Below are 16,001 nucleotides of genomic sequence, written 5' to 3' on the forward strand. Positions count from 1 at the left end.
TTCTGAGACGGAAGCCGCGACGCATGGCAGGCCTTGGCCATGCGTGTCGCCTTTCATCACATCGCCTATCAGCCCCTGGCCGTCTGCAACGCCCTGTCGATGGCGCGGCTGACGGCGACCGTGCGCCTTGCGGGCCTTGAGCCCGGCGCGCCCGTCATGGATATCGGCTGCGCCTATGGCGAGGTGTCGATGCATCTGGCGCGCGCCTTTAACGCCCGCGTCACGGCCGTCGAACTGGACCCGGTCATGGCCGAGGGCGCCGAAGCGCGCATCCGCGCCGCGGGCCTGTCGGACCGGATCACCGTGCGGCGCGAGACCTCGGCGGCGGCGCTGGCGGCCCTGCCGCCCTTCGGCCTGATCGTGGCCATCGGCTCGACCGAACCGGCGGGCAAGGGCCTGCGCGACCCCGCCGCCGTCTTCGCCGTCCTGGCCGAGCATCTTAGCCCCGGCGGCGCCCTCCTGTGGGGCGACCTGTTCTGGAAGGAGGAGCCGCCCGCGCCCCTGCGCCAGCTGGTCGAGACCGGCGGCTACTACGTCAGCCACGAGGCCTGGCAGACCGCCGCCCGCGACGCAGGCCTTGAGGTCGTCTCAGCCGAGATCAGCGACGAGGCCGAATGGGCGACCTATCGCACGGCCATGGAGACGGCCATCGCCGACTGGCTCGACGCCCACCCTGACCACGCCGACGCCCCGACCGTGGCCGCCACGGCCCACCGCATCAAGATGATGCTCGACTTCGGCGCCCCCTACCTCGGCTTCGGCCACTACCTGTTCCGCAAGGGCTGAAAGAAAAAGGCGCCCGGAGAAATCTCCAGACGCCCTTTCCACTAGAACATCGCCTTCGCGCTCAAGCAGCGAGCCGCCGCGCGGCGAGCGATAGCGCCCTTCTCTTCTTACCTGAAAGGCGGCTCGTCGAAGGCGCGCAGCTTGCGCGAATGCAACTTGGCGCCCTCGGCCCGCAGCAGGTCGACCGCCTGAATGCCGATCTGCAGGTGTTCCGAGATCGAGCCTTCGTAGAAGCGGTTGGCCTGACCCGGCAGCTTGATCTCGCCGTGCAGCGGCTTGTCCGAGACGCAGAGCAGCGTCCCGTAGGGCACGCGGAAGCGATAGCCCTGGGCGGCGATGGTGGCCGATTCCATGTCGATGGCGACGGCGCGGCTCTGGTTGAAACGCAGCGCCGACTTGGAATAGCGCAGCTCCCAGTTACGGTCGTCGGTGGTGACGACGGTGCCGGTGCGCAGACGCTTCTTGACCTCTTCGCCCGGCGCGCCGGAGACGAGCTTGGTCGCGTCATAGAGGGCGCGCTGCACCTCGGCGATCGACGGGATCGGGATGTCGGCGGGCAGGACCGCGTCCAGCACATGATCGTCGCGCAGATAGGCGTGAGCCAGGACGTAGTCGCCGATGGTCTGGCTGGCGCGCAGGCCCCCGCAGTGACCGATCATCATCCAGGCGTGGGGACGAGTCACGGCCAGGTGGTCGCAGATCGTCTTGGCGTTCGACGGCCCGACCCCGATGTTGACCAGGGTGATGCCCTGACCGTCGGCGCGGGTCAGGTGGTAGGCGGGCATCTGATGCCGACGCCAGGCCGCGTCCATGATGGCGCGTTCCGGGTCCGGGGTCTCGCGGTCGATGATGACGCCGCCGGCGCACGACAGGGTCTGATAGACGCTGGTCGGATCGGCCAACTGGGCGCAGGCCCAGCGCACGAACTCATCGACGTAGCGATGATAGTTGGTGAACAGGACATAGGACTGCACGTCCTCGACCGGGGTGCCGGTATAGTGACGCAGCCGAGCCAGCGAGAAGTCGGTGCGCAGGCCGTCGAACTGGGCCAGCGGGAAGTCCTCGCCCGGCGCGAACAGGCCGTCGGAGATCTCGTCGCCGATATGGGCCAGGTCCGTGGTCGGGAACCAGCGCGCGATCGAGGCCGTCATGGTGCTGTCCAGCGCCACGCCGGAACCGTCCAGCACATAGGGGAAGGGGATCTCCTGATCCGACGGCTCGACCGACAGGGTCGCGCCGTATTCGGCGACCAGCAGGCTCAGCTGCTCCAGCAGATAGTCGCGGTAGAGGTCAGGCCGGGTGACGGTCGTCGTATAGACGCCGGTGCGCGACAGGCGGGCGAAGGCCCGCGTCTCGAGGTCCTGAGGACGGTCGCCGAACCAGCTGACGGTCAGTCGCGGATAGGCGAACAGGCCGGCGGCCCGCGCTTCGGGATCGGCGCGCTCGCCGGTCTCGAGGAAGCGCTTCACTGCGGCTCGCAGATTGGCGACGGATTGATTGTAGAGGGTTTCGAGGCGGTCCAGCGCCGCCTGGGGGGTCATCTTGTCTGTCATGACTTCCTCTAGCGGAAAACCGTGACCATGGCGAGACGGGGGAAACACAAGGATACGACTGTTGACCGCAGGCGGCGGTTGGCGTTCCGCTGTCGCCAGGAGGAAAACCCATGCCCAGACGCCTGTTTCCGGTCGCCGCCGCCCTGCTGGCCCTGACCGCCGCGCCCGCCCTGGCCGAGGTCAAGTCGGCCGCGCCTGGCGGCTTCGAGGTCGGCGGATCGGTCGTCGTGGCCGCCTCGCCGACCCGCGTCTGGGCCGTACTGACCGCGCCCGACGCCTGGTGGAGCCGCGACCACCGCTGGTTCAAGGGCTCGACCCTGTCGCTGGACCTAGCCCCCGGCGGCTGCTGGTGCGAGCAGGCGGCGGACGGACAGGTCTCGCGCCATCTGGAGACCGCCCTGGTCGAGCCGGGATCGAAACTCGTCCTGCGCGGCGGCCTCGGCCCCTTGCAGGGCCAGGGCGCGACCGGCGGACTGACGTTCGAGGTCAAGGCCGAAGGCGAGGGCAGCCTCCTGACCTGGGCCTATATCGTCGGCGGCTATACGCCGGGCGGACTGGAGGCCTGGGCCGCGCCGGTCGACGGCGTCCTGTCGGCGCAGCTCGCCAATCTGAAGGCCCGAGCCGAGGCCGATTAGGCCAGTTCGCGCCGAAAGAAGCTGACCACGTCGTCCAGCACCGGCGCCTTCTTGCGAAACAGGGGCGAGAAGGTCGCGATCAGGTCGGCATGGTCCAGCCCGGAATAGAGGTGGGCCTCGGATCGTCCGCCGACCGCCTGCATCCGGTCGTTCAGGATGGTCGTGTCCTCGGCGTGAACCACGGTGTCGGCCGTTCCATGCCCCAGCCACAGCGGCGGCGCATCCGCCCTCGCAAAGGTCACCGGCTGGGTCAGGGTCGGATCGGGCGCCCGGCCAAAGGCGTTCTGCGACGCCGCCACATCGAAGGGCAGAAAGTCATAGGGCCCGGCCAGACCCGCCGCCGCCTTGATCAGGTCGGGCCGATCCACGGCGGCCATGTAGCGCCGGTCCAAGGCGATCATCATGGCCAGATGGGCGCCCGCCGAATGCCCCAGCACGCCCAGGCGCCCGGCGTCGCCGCCATAGGTCGCGGCCAGTTCGCCGGCCCGCGCCGTCGCCGCCGCGGCGTCCTCGATGAAGCGGGGGAAGCGCACCTGGGGCACGACGCGGTAGTCCGGCAGGAAGACGACAAACCCCCGCGCCGCCAGCGCCTGCGCCGCCCAGCCATAGACGGCCTTGGACCCCGAATCCCAACCGCCGCCGTAAAAGAAGACCAGCACCGGCAGGTCAGCGCCTCCCGTCGGCGCATAGACGTCCATCGTCTGTCGCGGGTGGTCGCCGTAGCAGAGACCCTTGGCCACCCGGCCTGCGCCCCGGTCGCGCGGCCCCAGGGTGTTCAGGGCCGCCAGCGGCGAACAGGCGGCGGCGAGAGCGCCGATCAGGGGAGCCAACAGGCCTCTTCGGGTCATGCCCCCACTACGCCCCAGCCCTCGCCCCGGATCAAGGCGAAGCTGACGCGCCCTTTCAGGCATGAAAAAGGGCGCGGCCTTCGCAAGCCGCGCCCCTTCATTTCGCCTCTGACCTACTTGGCCAGATACTTGTCCAGCCAGCCGAACACCTCGTTGTGCCACTGCAGGCTGTTGGCCGGCTTCAGCACCCAGTGGTTCTCGTTGGGGAAGAAGACCAGTCGGCTGTCGATGCCGCGGCGTTGCAGGGCGGTGAAGGTCGACAGGCCCTGAGCCGTGGGGATGCGGTAGTCGAGGTCGCCCTGGACCACCAGCATCGGCGTCTTCCAGTTCTGCACGTGGTTGGCCGGGTTGAACTTCTGATAGCCCTCCGGGTTTTCCCACGGCGTGCCGCCGTATTCCCACTCGGTGAACCACAGCTCCTCGGTCGAATAACCCATGCCGAAGGTGTCGAAGACGCCGTCATGGTTGACCAGGCATTTGAACGCGTCGGACCAGTTGCCGGCGATCCAGTTGATCATGTAGCCGCCGTACGACGCGCCCAGCGCACAGGCGTTATTGCCGTCCAGGAAGCTGTACTTCTCCTGAGCCGCGGCCCAGCCCTTCTGCAGGTCTTCCAGCGGGCGGTCGCCCCAGTGCTGGCTGATGGCGTCGGTGAACTCCTGGCCGTAGCCGGTCGAGCCGTGGAAATCGATCATCACCACCGCATAGCCTGCGCCCGCATAGGTCTCGGGGTTCCAGCGGTAGGACCAGCCATTGCCGAACGAGCCCTGCGGCCCGCCGTGGATCAGGAAGGCGACCGGGTATTTCTGACCCTCGACATAGTTCGCGGGCTTGATGACGAAGCCATGCACCGTCTCATTGTTCCAGCCGGGGAAGCTGAACTGCTCGAACTGTCCGAAGGCCTTGTTCGCCAGCTGCGGGTTCACGTTCGTCAGACGGCGCGGCATCTCGCGACCGCGCCAGGTCTTGAAATAGAGGTCGGCGGGCGCGGTCAGGGTGTCGAGCGCCATGACGAAGCCCGAGGGCGTCTGGGCGAAGGCGCCGACATGGCCGTCGCCGGTCAGCGGCAGGACAGAGCCGTTGCGCGCGTCGATGGCGAACAGGCGGGTCTGACCGACGTCGCCGGCGGTGGTGTAGAGGGTCTTGCCGTCCTTCGACCATTGCAGGCCGTCGGCCGAACGATCCCAGTTGGCCGCGATCTGGCGCGTCTGGCCGGTGGCCACGTCACGCAGGAAGATCGAATACTTGTCGGCCTCGAAGCCCGGACGGGCCATGGCGCGATAGGCCAGGGTCTGGCCGTCCGGCGAGAAGACCGGGTTGGTGTCCCAGGCCGGGTTGGACTCGGTCAGATTGGTCAGTTGGCCGGGCGCCGAAACCGCCACGCTATAGAGGTCGAAGTTCGTGCTCCACGGCTCGCTCTTGCCGGCCTTGCGGGCCGAGAAGACCAGGGACTGACCATCGGGAGCGAAGACGAACTCGCTCTCGTCGCCGAAGGGCTTGGAGGGGGTGTCGCCGTCAAAGCCTTTCGTCACCCAGACCGGCTCGCCGCCCGCCTTGCCGTCCGCGCCGATGGTCTGGACGAAGAGGTGGTTCTGGGTGTGGTCGCTCCACGCATCCCAGTGGCGCACGAACATCCGGTCATAGACCTGACCCGTCGATTTCACTTCGGCGGCGGCCTTGGCGCGCTCGACCGAGGCGTTCAGGTCGGGCGCTTCGGGATAGACGGCCAGGGACACAGCCACAGCGTCGCCCGCGTCATTGACCCGGTAGGCGTTGACGTCGGTCGGCAGGCTGGTGACTTGCGTGGCCGTCGCGCCCTTGTCGCCCGACACCCAGACCTGGCTCGAACCCGAACGGCTCGACAGGAAGTAGAGCTTGCCGTCGGCGCCCCAGCGCGCGGTGTTGGCGCCGCCTTCGGAAATGGCCAGCTTCTGCGCCTCGCCCTCGCCCTTCAGGCTCAGGATGTAGAGGGCGCTGGACCGCTTGTTGGCCGCCACGTCCGTCTGCGTCAGCGAGTAGACCACCCAGTCGCCGTCCGGCGACACCTGCGGATCGCCCAGTCGGTTGGCTGAGATCATGTCCTGATAGGTGAAGGCGTTCGACGCCGCCGGAGCGGATACCGTGGCGGGCGCGGGCGCCTCGGCCAGGGCCGGCAGGGCCGAGGCCGTCAGCAGGGCGACGGCGCTGAGGCCGGTCAGAAGGTGGGGCAGGCGGCGCATGGGCGATGATCCTCTCGGGCTTCGCGAAATTCTTGGCCGCAGGCGTAGCACCGGCGACGCTGGCGTCAAACCCGATGCATGGTCACGACCGCTTGCCGCCGCAGCCTGGAGCGGCGACAAGCAGGGACATGAGTCCCACCTCCTCTCATATCGTCGATGTCCTGATCGCCGAGCGCGCGCCGCGCCTGACGCGGTCCGCAGCCTGGCCGGTCGTGCGCCCGCTGCTGTATCGGCTGCTGGACTACAACCGCGCCCGCGCCATGGCCGACGCTATCGGGCCGATGTCGGGTCAGGCGGCGCTGGATCATGTCTCCGGCCTGCTGTCGCTGAAGGTCGAGACGCAGAACCTCGACCGCCTGCCGGCTGCGGGCCGCTGTCTGGTGGTGTGCAATCATCCGACCGGCATCGCTGACGGACTGGCGGTCCATGACGCCATCCGGGCCGTGCGCGACGACGTCATCTATTTCGCCAACGCCGACGCCCTGCGCGTCTCGCCGCGACTGGCCGAGACCGTCATCCCGGTCGAATGGGTCACCGCCAAGCGCACCCGCGAGAAGACCCGCGCCACATTGCTGGCGGCCAAGGCGGCCTTCGAGGCCGAGCGCTGCGTCGTCATGTTCCCTGCCGGACGACTGGCGCGCGTCGACGCCCAGGGCCAGTTGACCGATCCCGAATGGGCCACGACCGCCGCCTCCCTGGCGCGCAAGTACGAGGCTCCTGTCGTCCCGATCCACGTCGCCGGGCCGACCAGCCGCCTCTTCCACCTGTTCGACCGCTTCTCTCAGGAACTGCGCGACATCACCCTCTTCCACGAACTGCTGAACAAGCAGGGGCGCGCCTTCGACCTCAGCGTCGGCCTGCCCATCGCGCCCGAGGCGCTCGACATCGACGCGGCCAAGGCCACCGAGGCGCTGAAAGCCTTCGTCGAACGCACCCTGGCGACCGATGCCGACGCGGTGTTCGCATGACGACCTTTGCCCTGCCCGACGCCGAGGCCACCACCCGTCTGGGCCAAGCCATCGCCCCCCTGCTGGAACCGGGCGAATCCGTCCTGCTCTACGGCCCGCTGGGCATGGGCAAGTCGACCCTGGCGCGCGGCCTGATCCGCGCCCTGACGACCCCCGACGAGGACGTGCCGTCGCCGACCTTCACCCTGGTCCAGTTCTACGAGAGCGATCCGCCCGTCGCCCACTTCGACCTCTACCGCCTCAGCCGCCCGGAAGAGGCCTTCGAGATCGGTCTGGACGAGGCGCTGGACGAAGGCTGCGCCCTGATTGAATGGCCCGAGCGTCTGGGCGACAACCCCGGCCATATGCTCGGGCCTGACCGGCTGAGCATCACCATCGCCGAGGATGGCGACGGCCGCCTTGCGTCCGTTATTGGCGCAGGGGCGTGGGAAGCGAAACTGAAGGAAGTCCATGTCTGACCGCGAAGCCCTCCGTCTCGATTTTCTGCGCTCGGCCGGTCTGGCCGAGGCCGTCCGCGCGCCCCTGCCCGGCGACGCCTCGACCCGCCGCTACGAGCGCCTGACCACGGCCTCGGGCGCCAGCCTGATGCTGATGGATCAGGCCCCCGCCGCCGAGAGCCAGCCCTGCGATCCGTCGTGGAGCCCCGCCCAACGTCACGCCCACGGCTGGAACGCCGTCGCCCGCCTGTCCGCCGGCCGCATCGAGGCCTTCGCTGCCGTCGCCGCCCATCTGAAATCGCTCGGCCTGTCCGCGCCGGAGATCGTCGCTGTCGACGCCCCCAACGGCCTGGCCGTGATCGAGGATTTCGGCGACGCCCTGTTCGCCAAGGTCATCAGTGACGGCGCCGAAGAGGCCTCGCTCTACCGCGCCGCCGTCGAGGCCCTGGCCGTCCTGCACGCCGCCCCGACGCCTGAGGTCCTGAGCGGCGCCGCCGGCGACTGGCCCCTGCTGACCTATGACCAGACGGCGCTGCAGGGCGGGGCTGATCTGTTCGTCGAATGGCTGCCGAAGCTGATCCCGTCGCTCAGCTTCGACGACGCCGCCGTCGCCGAATGGCGCGCCGTCTGGGCTCCGATCACGGCGGCGGGCGAGGCGGGCGCCAGCGTCATGGCCCACCGCGACTATCACGCCGAGAACTTGATCCGACTGGACGGCCGGACCGGCGCCGCCTCGGTCGGCCTGATCGACTTCCAGGACGCGGTGAAGGCCCACCCGTCGTGGGACCTCCACTCCCTGCTGCAGGACGCCCGCCGCGACGTCTCGCCCGCGCTGGAGGCCCTGGCGCTGGACCACTATTTCGCCCTGCGCCCGGAGACCGACCGCGAAGCCTTCATGGCGTCCTACGCCGGTCTGGCCGCGCTGAACGAAGCGCGCATTCTGGGCATCTTCGCCCGCCTGATCGCCCGCGACGCCAAGCCGAAATACGCCGCCTTCATGCCGCGCATGTGGGCCCACCTGAACGCCAACCTGACGGCGCCGGGCCTTGAAGCTGTCGCCGCTTGGATGGACCGCCACGTGCCGGAGGATGTGCGTCGATGACCGCCGTTGCTCTCTTCCTTCTCCCCTCGGGGGAGAAGGTGGGCCGCCTCGCGGCTCGGATGAGGGGGCGGGTTCCGCTGGGCGCCCGCCTACAATCTGAACCCGCGCCCATCGCCGCCCGCCCCCTCATCCGTCATGCGACGCATGACACCTTCTCCCCCAAGGGGAGAAGGATCGGAGAACGCGCATGACCGCCCCCAAGACCGCCATGGTCCTCGCCGCCGGGCTCGGCACGCGGATGCGCCCCCTGACCGACAACCGGCCCAAGGCCCTGGTCGAGGTGGCTGGCCGGGCCCTGATCGACCACGTCCTCGACCGACTGGCCGAGGCGGGCGGCGAAAAGGCCGTGGTCAACGTCCACTGGTTCGCCGACCGGCTGGAAAGCCATCTGGCCGCGCGCACACAGCCCGCCGTCGTCATCTCCGACGAACGCGCCGAACTGCTGGAAACCGGCGGCGGCCTGAAGAAGGCCCGCCCCCTGCTCGGCGACGATCCGGTCTTCGTGGCCAATATCGACAGCGTCTGGATCGACCGGGGCGATGCGCTCGCAGACCTCATCCGCTTGTGGGACCCCGAGCGCATGGACGCCGCCCTGCTGCTGGCCAAGCGCGAAGGCTCGATCGGCTTTGAGGGCGGCGGCGACTTCTTCCTGGCCGACGACGGCCAACTGACCTTCCGGGGCGAGGCCGCCTCCGCCCCCTTCGCCTACATGGGCGTCCACATCACCCGCCCCGACTACGCCGACCAAGGCCCCGACGGCCCCTTCTCGCTCAGCCCCCTGTGGCGCGCCTCGGCGGCTGCGGGCCGCCTCTACGGCTGCGTGCTGGACGGCGACTGGATGCACGTCGGCGACCCTCAGGCCCGCGACGAGGCCGAAGCGCGTCTGAAGGACGAAGCCTGATGTCGGAGGGGGGCCGCTTCGATCCGTTCGCCGGAACCGGGCCGCGCTGGCGCGCCGTGCCCGCCTGGCGGCCCTTCCTCGAAGACCTCGCGGCCGGCGTGCTTGACTGGCTCGGCGACCAGACGCCCGAGACCCTGACCGACGCCACCATCCTTCTGCCCAACCGCCGCGCCGCCCGCGCCTTCTCCTCGGCGCTGGGCAAGCTGGCCGGCGACCGCCCCGTCCTGCTGCCCCAGGTTCGCCCGCTCGGCGATCTGGAAGAGGACGAGCCCCCCTTCGCCCCCGGCGAACTGGGTCTGGACCTGCCCCCCGCCATCGCCCCCCTGACCCGCCGTTTCGAGATGGCGCGGATGATCGTCGAGGAGTTCGAGCCGGGCCTGAAACCCCTGCGCGCCCTCGAAATGGCCGACGCCCTGGGCGGCTTCCTCGACTCCTGCCAGCTGGAAGAAGTCTCCGACCTGTCGCGCATCGCCGGGCTGGCCGAACAGGATCTGGCCGCCCACTGGCAGGACAGCGCCCGCTTCCTCGGCCTCGCCGTCGAGGCCTGGCCCAGGCGGCTGGCCGCCCTCGGCCTGGTCGATTCCGCCTGGCGCCGCGCCACCCTGCTGCGCCGACTGGCCGAGGCCTGGGACGCCCGCCCGCCGTCGCAGCCCGTCATCGCCGCCGGTTCGACCGGCACCGTCCCCGCCGCCGCCGACGTCCTGGCCGCCGTGGCGCGCGCGCCGCAGGGCGTCGTCGTCCTGCCCGGCCTCGACCTCGATCTGGCCGACGGCGTCTGGGACCGCATCGACGACCAGCACCCGCAGGCCGCGCTGAAGGCCCTGCTGACCCGCGCGGACATCTCGCGCGATCAGGTCCGCCCCTGGTTCAAGCCTGCTGTCGAGCCGCGCATCGAGGCGCGTGGCCTGGCCCGCCAGCGCCTGATCAACGAAGCCCTGCGCCCCGCCGAGGCCACCGACGACTGGCGCGCCGAGATCGCCCGCCTGCGCGCCGACGCCGCCGAGGCCGGTCAGGCCGCCGACCCCATAGCCGAGGGCCTGAAGGGCCTGTCGGCGCTGTCCGTCCGCGCCGAGGAAGAAGCCGCCGCCGCCATCGCCCTGCTGATGCGCGAGACGCTGGAAACGCCCGGCCAGACCTGCGCCCTCGTCACCCCCGATCTGGACCTGTCGCGCCGCGTCGAGGCCCGGCTGGCGCGCTGGAACATCATCCCCGACGCCTCGACCGGCGCGCCCCTGTCGCGGATGAGCGCAGGCGTCCTGGTCGATCTCTGCGCCCGCTTCATCGAGACACCGCTAAAGCCCCAGACCCTGCTGGGCCTGATCAAGCATCCGCTGACCCGCCTCGACCTCGACGATACATCCTTGGCCGACGCCGCCTCGGCGCTGGAAGAACACGCCCTGCGCGGCCCGCGTCCGCGCGACTGGGCCGAGATCCAGACCCGCCTGGAGAAGGCCGCCGAACCCGGCCGCGGCGGCCAACCCCTGCCGAAATGGAAGGCCGCCCGCCTGTCCGGCGCCCGCGCCCTGGCCGCGCGGCTGGAAGCCCTCGCCGCCGAGGCCCTCTCCACATTCACGCCCACCGCCGCCCCCGACGCCGCCGCGCGCGCCCTGACCGCCCTGATCGAAGCCCTGGCCGGTCAGAACGCCTGGGCCGGTCCCGACGGCGAGGCCGCCGCCTCGCTGTTGTCGGCCCTGATCGACGGCGGCGGCTCGCTGGGTCAGGTCAGCCGCGCCGACTTCGCCGCCCTGACCGCCGGTCTGCTGGGCGAGGAAACCATCCGCACCGGCGGCGCCACCCATCCGCGCCTGCGGATTCTGGGCGCCATCGAGGCCCGCCTGACCCGCGCCGACCGCATGATCCTGGCCGGGCTGGAGGAAGGCGTCTGGCCTCGCCCCGCCCCCGTCGATCCCTTCCTGTCGCGTCCGATGCGCAAGGCCCTCGGCCTGCCCACGCCCGAGCGGCGTCTGGGCCAGACGGCTCAGGACTTCGTTCAGGCCGCCTGCGCCGATGAAGCCATCCTGATCCACTGCGAACGACGCGGCGGCCAGCCCGCCGTGCGCTCGCGCTGGCTGTGGCGCTTGGAGATGCTGACGCGCGGCGCCGACGCCCCCGCCACCCCGGTCGCCATACCGGCCCCCGCCGGTCTGGCCGACTGGACCCGCGCCCTGGACGCCCCGCCGCCCGGCCCCGCCCGCTTCGCCCCGCGTCCCATGCCGCGTCCGCCGGTCGAGCGCCGCCCGCGCAGCCTCTATGTCACCCGCATCGAACGCTGGGTGCGCGACCCCTACGCCATCTACGCCCAGTGGGTTCTGGGTCTGAACATCATGGACCGGCCCGGCGCCTCGGCCGAGGCGATGGCGCGCGGCAATGCGGTGCACAAGGCCATCGAGCGCATGACCCTGATGTGGCCCCACGTCCTGCCCGACGACTGCGAGGCTCAGATCGAGCAGCTGCTGATCGAGGAGCTGACCGCCCACGGCTTCGAGGACGCCGCCATGGCCCGCGAGACGCCGCTGGCGAAGAACTGCGCCCGCTGGCTGGCCGGGTTCGAGGCCGAACGCCGGGCGCGCGGCGTCAATCTGCTGATCGAACAGCAGGGGACCATGACGTTCGACGCCCCCGCCGGCCCCTTCACCATGAAGGCCTACGCCGACCGCATTGAGGTGGGCGCCACCGGCGCCGCCATCATGGACTTCAAGACCGGCGGCGTGCCCTCCGGCAAACAGGTCAAGGCGGGCTTTGCGCCCCAGCTGACCCTGACCGCCGCCATCCTGGCCGACGGCGGCTTCAAGGACACCAACGGCCCCGTCCCCGCCGACGAACTGACCTATGTCCGCGTCGTCGGGCGCAAGAAGGCGGGCGAGGTCGCGGTGCGCGCCGCCGGTCCCGAAGCCGCCGCGCTCGGCGAAGCAGCCCTCGAAGGACTGAAGAAACGGGTCGCCCGCTTCGATCATCCCGACACGCCCTATGTCTCCTGGGCCGCGCCCCAGTTCATGGGCAATTACGGGGGCAACTACGACCATCTGGCCCGCGTCTGGGAATGGCACGTCGTGGGCGGCGAGGAAGGCGACAGCGAATGAACATCGCCACTCCGCACATGAGCGCCCGCCCGGACCCGCAGATCCGCGCCGCCGATCCGGCCCTGTCGGTCTTCGTCACCGCCAACGCCGGCTCGGGCAAGACCACCACCCTGGTCAGCCGCGTGGCCCGCCTGCTGCTGGGCGGGGCCGGGGCCTCGGCCATCCTGTGCGTCACCTACACCAAGGCCGCCGCCGCCGAGATGCAGGCCCGCCTGTTCGAGACCCTGGGCAAGTGGGCGGTCATGGACGACGCCGCCCTGTCCGCCGAACTGGCCAAACTCGACGCCAGCGATCCCGCGAGGCTCAACCCCGCCCGCCTGTCCGAGGCGCGCCGCCTGTTCGCCCGCGCGCTGGAAACGCCCGGCGGGCTGAAGATCCAGACCATCCACGCCTTCTGCGAAAAGCTGCTGCGGCGCTTCCCCATCGAGGCGGGCGTCTCGCCGCGCTTCACCGTGCTGGAAAACGAAGCCGCCGTCGCCCTCAGCCACACCGCGCGCGAAGAACTGGCCCGCGCCGCGCTGAGAGACCCCGAGGGCCCGGTGGGTCAGGCCTATAGCCATTTCGCCGTCGAGCTGGACTGGGGCCGGTTCGAGAGCCTGCTGGCCATGATCGAGGCCAAGCGCGCCGACCTGACCGACTATGTCGCCCGCGTCGGCGACGGCTCGGCCCCCGGCCCGCACGCCCTGACCGGCGCCGATCCCGAACAGACGCCCGACGATATCGAGTCCGACTTCATCCGCTGGCTGGACCGGGGCGAAGTCCGCCGCATGGCCGAGCTGATGGCCGTCGGCGGCAAGACCGACAAGGACCGCGCCGCCGAACTGATCTACGCCCTCGATCACGAGTGGAGCTTCCACGGCCTCGGCGTCGTCTTCCTCACGGGGACGGGATCGCCACGCAAGTCGATGGCGACCAAGCAGGCCCCGCCCGACGCCGGCGGCTGGCTGACCGATCTTCAGGCCAAGTATCTGGCCACGTTGGACCGCGTGCGCGCCGCCAAGGTCGCCGCCGACACCATCAAGCTGCTGACGCTGGCCGTCGCCCACGCCGCCTTCTACGAGGCGGCCAAGGCCGAGCGCGGGGCGCTGGACTTCTCCGATCTGGTGGCGAAAACCGTCGACCTGCTGACCGAGCGCTCGACCGCCGCCTGGGTGCTCTACAAGCTGGACGGCGGCATCGACCACGTCCTGATCGACGAGGCCCAGGACACGGCCCCCGAGCAGTGGGCCATCATGCGCGCCCTGACCGGCGAGTTCTTCTCCGGCGAGGAAACCGACCGCACCGTCTTCGCCGTCGGCGACGAAAAGCAGTCGATCTACTCCTTCCAGGGCGCCCGGCCCGAACGGCTGCGGCAGGAATCCCAGGTCTATGACGCCCTGATCCGCGCCTCAGGTTCCGCCTTCGAGGGCGTGCCGCTGGAGACGTCGTATCGCTCGACCGAGGACGTGCTCGCCTTTGTCGATCACGCCTTCGCCGATCCCGAACGCACCCGCGCCCTGGTGGGCGAGGCGGGCGACATCCCCCGCCACCTGCCCGCCCGCGTCGGCCAGCGCGGCAGCGTCGATCTCTGGCCCCTGTTCATGGACGAGGCTCCGCCCGAGCGCGACGCCTGGGATGATCCCGTCGATCAGGAAGGCGTCGCCGGCGCGCGCAAACGCATGGCCGCCGCCCTGGCCCAGGAGATCAGGCGTCAGGTCGAGACCGGGGCGACCGTCTATGACCGCAACAGCCGCCAGCCGCGCGCCAGCGGCTACGGCGACTTCCTCATTCTGGTGCGCCGCCGCGACGCCACGTTTGAAGAGATCATCCGCGCCCTGAAGAGCGCGGGCGTGCCCGTCGCCGGGGCCGACCGGCTGAAACTGTCGAGCCACATCGTCTTCGACGACCTCAAGGCCCTGGCCCGCTTCGCCCTCTTCCCCGGCGACGACCTGTCGCTGGCGGAGGTGCTGCGCAGCCCCTTCTGCGACGTGGACGAGGCCTCGCTCTATGACCTGGCCGGGCGCGAGAAGCGTCAGGGCCTGTGGCGCGAACTCAAAGACCGCGCCGACGAACGCCCCGAATGGCGCCGGGCGCTGGAGCTGTGCCTGACCGCCCGCGCGGCGCGCGACGGCGCCCCCTTCGCCTTCTTCTCCACCCTGCTGAACCGGGTGGACGACACGGGCGTCTCGGGCCGCGCCCGTGTCCTGACCCGTCTGGGCCGCGAGGCCGAGGAGGCCATCGACGAGACCCTCAATCAGGTCCTGGCCGCCGAGAACCGGGGCGGGACCGATCTCGAAACCTGCCTCGCCCTGCTGGAAGCCGCCGACGTCGAGGTGAAGCGCGAGCTCGAAGGGCCGCGCGGCGAGGTCCGCGTCATGACCGTCCACGGCGCCAAAGGGCTGGAGGCGCCCGTCGTCATCCTGCCCGACACCACCATGAAGGCGAAGGCGCAAGGCCCCAGCCTGATGCCGGTCGCGCTCGACGCCATCGGCATGGGCGACGGCGAGGCCTGGCTGATGTGCCCCGGCTCCTCGAAGGAAGATTGCGCCGCCTCCGAGGCCGCCCGCGCCGCGCGCGAGGCCCGCGTCAGCGACGAATCCCTGCGCCTGCTCTACGTCGCCCTGACCCGCGCCCGCGACCGCGTCATCGTCATGGGACGCGGCTCCAAACGCGCCCCCGAACCCGGCGACTGGTGGTCGGTGATCGAGGAGACCTTCGACCGTCTCGGCGACGAGGTGCGGACGCTGGACAACAACGTCCGACGCTACGGCGTCGATCTCGACCTCCTGCCCGCCGTCAGCGCCGCAGCTGAAGCTCGCCACGAGGCCCCCGCGTGGACCCGGCAGACCCCCGCTCGCGACGCCGCCGCCCGCTTCGCCTCGCCGTCGCAGATGCAGGAGCAGAAGCGCATCCCCGCCCCCTCGCCCCTGGCGCGCGGCGAAGGTCCCGGCGCGGGTCTGGGCCGCTTCCGGCGCGGCGACCTGATCCACCGCCTGCTGGAACGCCTGCCTGACATCGCTCCGTCCGACCGACCCGACGCCGCCGTGCGGATGCTGGCCCGCGAACGCGACCTGTCCGACGATCAGCGCGCCGAGATGATCGGCGCCGCCTTCGCCGTGCTGGACGACGCCCGCTTCAATCCCGTCTTCGGCCCCGGCTCGCGCGCCGAGGTGGCCCTGACCGGGTCGTCGCCCGACCTGCCCTCCGGCGTCTCCATCTCGGGCCGCATCGACCGGCTGGTGGTCACGCCTGAAAGGGTGCTGGTGGTGGACTTCAAGTCCAACCGCCCGGCCCCCGATCACGTCGAGGACGCCGACCCCGCCTATGTGTTGCAGATGGCGGTCTATACGGCGGTGCTGAAGCGGCTCTACCCCGACCGCACGGTCGAGGCGGCCCTGGTCTGGACCGACGGACCGAAGCTGATGGCGGTGCCGCAGAGCCTGATGGACGCGGCTCTTTCAAATGCGCGTTGATTTGTGCGCAAATCGCTCCC

General features: G+C 70.5%; 11 protein-coding genes. 8 read left to right on the forward strand and 3 right to left on the reverse strand.

Annotation, left to right across the window (positions count from 1 at the left end):
- The first annotated feature begins 39 nt into the window (after nucleotides 1–39).
- Nucleotides 40–786, forward strand: a complete 747-nt coding sequence (locus P0Y52_13660) for a methyltransferase domain-containing protein (GenBank protein ID WEK57570.1) — start codon at nucleotides 40–42, stop codon at nucleotides 784–786.
- A 107-nt stretch (nucleotides 787–893) separates the two neighbouring features.
- Here P0Y52_13660 and P0Y52_13665 read toward each other — a convergent pair whose 3' ends face one another.
- Nucleotides 894–2,339: an AMP nucleosidase gene (locus P0Y52_13665; GenBank protein ID WEK57571.1), complete on the reverse strand. Its 1,446-nt coding sequence runs from the start codon at nucleotides 2,337–2,339 to the stop codon at nucleotides 894–896.
- A 110-nt stretch (nucleotides 2,340–2,449) separates the two neighbouring features.
- On the opposite strand from P0Y52_13665, the gene P0Y52_13670 reads away from it, so the two are divergent.
- Nucleotides 2,450–2,974 (forward strand): SRPBCC family protein, encoded by a 525-nt coding sequence (locus P0Y52_13670; protein WEK57572.1) that lies wholly within the window; start codon nucleotides 2,450–2,452, stop codon nucleotides 2,972–2,974.
- Here P0Y52_13670 and P0Y52_13675 read toward each other — a convergent pair.
- Nucleotides 2,971–3,804, reverse strand: coding sequence for an alpha/beta hydrolase (locus P0Y52_13675; protein WEK57573.1), 834 nt, complete (start codon nucleotides 3,802–3,804; stop codon nucleotides 2,971–2,973). The genes P0Y52_13670 and P0Y52_13675 overlap by 4 nt on opposite strands.
- 131 nt (nucleotides 3,805–3,935) lie before the next feature.
- Entirely contained in the window at nucleotides 3,936–6,041 is a 2,106-nt protein-coding gene (locus P0Y52_13680; protein WEK57574.1) for a S9 family peptidase, read from the reverse strand.
- A gap of 128 nt (nucleotides 6,042–6,169) precedes the next feature.
- On the opposite strand from P0Y52_13680, the gene P0Y52_13685 reads away from it, so the two are divergent.
- The 6 genes from P0Y52_13685 (at nucleotide 6,170) to addA (ending at nucleotide 15,981) form a co-directional block, all read left to right on the forward strand.
- Nucleotides 6,170–7,009 carry a 1-acyl-sn-glycerol-3-phosphate acyltransferase gene (locus P0Y52_13685; GenBank protein WEK57575.1) on the forward strand — a complete coding sequence of 280 codons (840 nt, stop codon included), beginning with the start codon at nucleotides 6,170–6,172 and terminating at the stop codon, nucleotides 7,007–7,009.
- Nucleotides 7,006–7,467: a tRNA (adenosine(37)-N6)-threonylcarbamoyltransferase complex ATPase subunit type 1 TsaE gene (gene tsaE, locus P0Y52_13690; GenBank protein ID WEK57576.1), complete on the forward strand. Its 462-nt coding sequence runs from the start codon at nucleotides 7,006–7,008 to the stop codon at nucleotides 7,465–7,467. The genes P0Y52_13685 and tsaE overlap by 4 nt, the downstream gene beginning before the upstream one ends.
- Nucleotides 7,460–8,548: a phosphotransferase gene (locus P0Y52_13695; protein ID WEK57577.1), complete on the forward strand. Its 1,089-nt coding sequence runs from the start codon at nucleotides 7,460–7,462 to the stop codon at nucleotides 8,546–8,548. Before tsaE ends, P0Y52_13695 begins: the two co-directional genes overlap by 8 nt.
- Before the next feature lie 187 nt (nucleotides 8,549–8,735).
- Entirely contained in the window at nucleotides 8,736–9,449 is a 714-nt protein-coding gene (locus tag P0Y52_13700) for a nucleotidyltransferase family protein (GenBank protein ID WEK57578.1), read from the forward strand.
- A complete protein-coding gene (gene addB, locus P0Y52_13705) occupies nucleotides 9,449–12,529 on the forward strand; it encodes a double-strand break repair protein AddB (GenBank protein WEK57579.1) in 3,081 nt (1,026 codons plus the stop codon). The genes P0Y52_13700 and addB overlap by 1 nt, the downstream gene beginning before the upstream one ends.
- The gene (gene addA / locus P0Y52_13710) at nucleotides 12,526–15,981 is read left to right on the forward strand and encodes a double-strand break repair helicase AddA (protein WEK57580.1); all 3,456 of its coding nucleotides are present in this window, start codon (nucleotides 12,526–12,528) and stop codon (nucleotides 15,979–15,981) included. The genes addB and addA overlap by 4 nt, the downstream gene beginning before the upstream one ends.
- The last annotated feature ends 20 nt before the right edge of the window (nucleotides 15,982–16,001 follow it).

Source organism: Candidatus Brevundimonas phytovorans (assembly GCA_029203145.1).
In the GTDB taxonomy this organism is placed as follows: Bacteria; Pseudomonadota; Alphaproteobacteria; order Caulobacterales; family Caulobacteraceae; genus Brevundimonas; species Brevundimonas phytovorans.

Bases quoted from the DNA above. Each gene is read 5' to 3' on its own strand.
- P0Y52_13660 (WEK57570.1), top strand. From the start codon at position 40: ATGCGTGTCGCCTTTCATCACATCGCCTATCAGCCCCTGGCCGTCTGC.
- P0Y52_13665 (WEK57571.1), bottom strand. From the start codon at position 2,339: ATGACAGACAAGATGACCCCCCAGGCGGCGCTGGACCGCCTCGAAACC.
- P0Y52_13670 (WEK57572.1), top strand. From the start codon at position 2,450: ATGCCCAGACGCCTGTTTCCGGTCGCCGCCGCCCTGCTGGCCCTGACC.
- P0Y52_13680 (WEK57574.1), bottom strand. From the start codon at position 6,041: ATGCGCCGCCTGCCCCACCTTCTGACCGGCCTCAGCGCCGTCGCCCTG.
- P0Y52_13685 (WEK57575.1), top strand. From the start codon at position 6,170: ATGAGTCCCACCTCCTCTCATATCGTCGATGTCCTGATCGCCGAGCGC.
- tsaE (WEK57576.1), top strand. From the start codon at position 7,006: ATGACGACCTTTGCCCTGCCCGACGCCGAGGCCACCACCCGTCTGGGC.
- P0Y52_13695 (WEK57577.1), top strand. From the start codon at position 7,460: ATGTCTGACCGCGAAGCCCTCCGTCTCGATTTTCTGCGCTCGGCCGGT.
- P0Y52_13700 (WEK57578.1), top strand. From the start codon at position 8,736: ATGACCGCCCCCAAGACCGCCATGGTCCTCGCCGCCGGGCTCGGCACG.
- addB (WEK57579.1), top strand. From the start codon at position 9,449: ATGTCGGAGGGGGGCCGCTTCGATCCGTTCGCCGGAACCGGGCCGCGC.
- addA (WEK57580.1), top strand. From the start codon at position 12,526: ATGAACATCGCCACTCCGCACATGAGCGCCCGCCCGGACCCGCAGATC.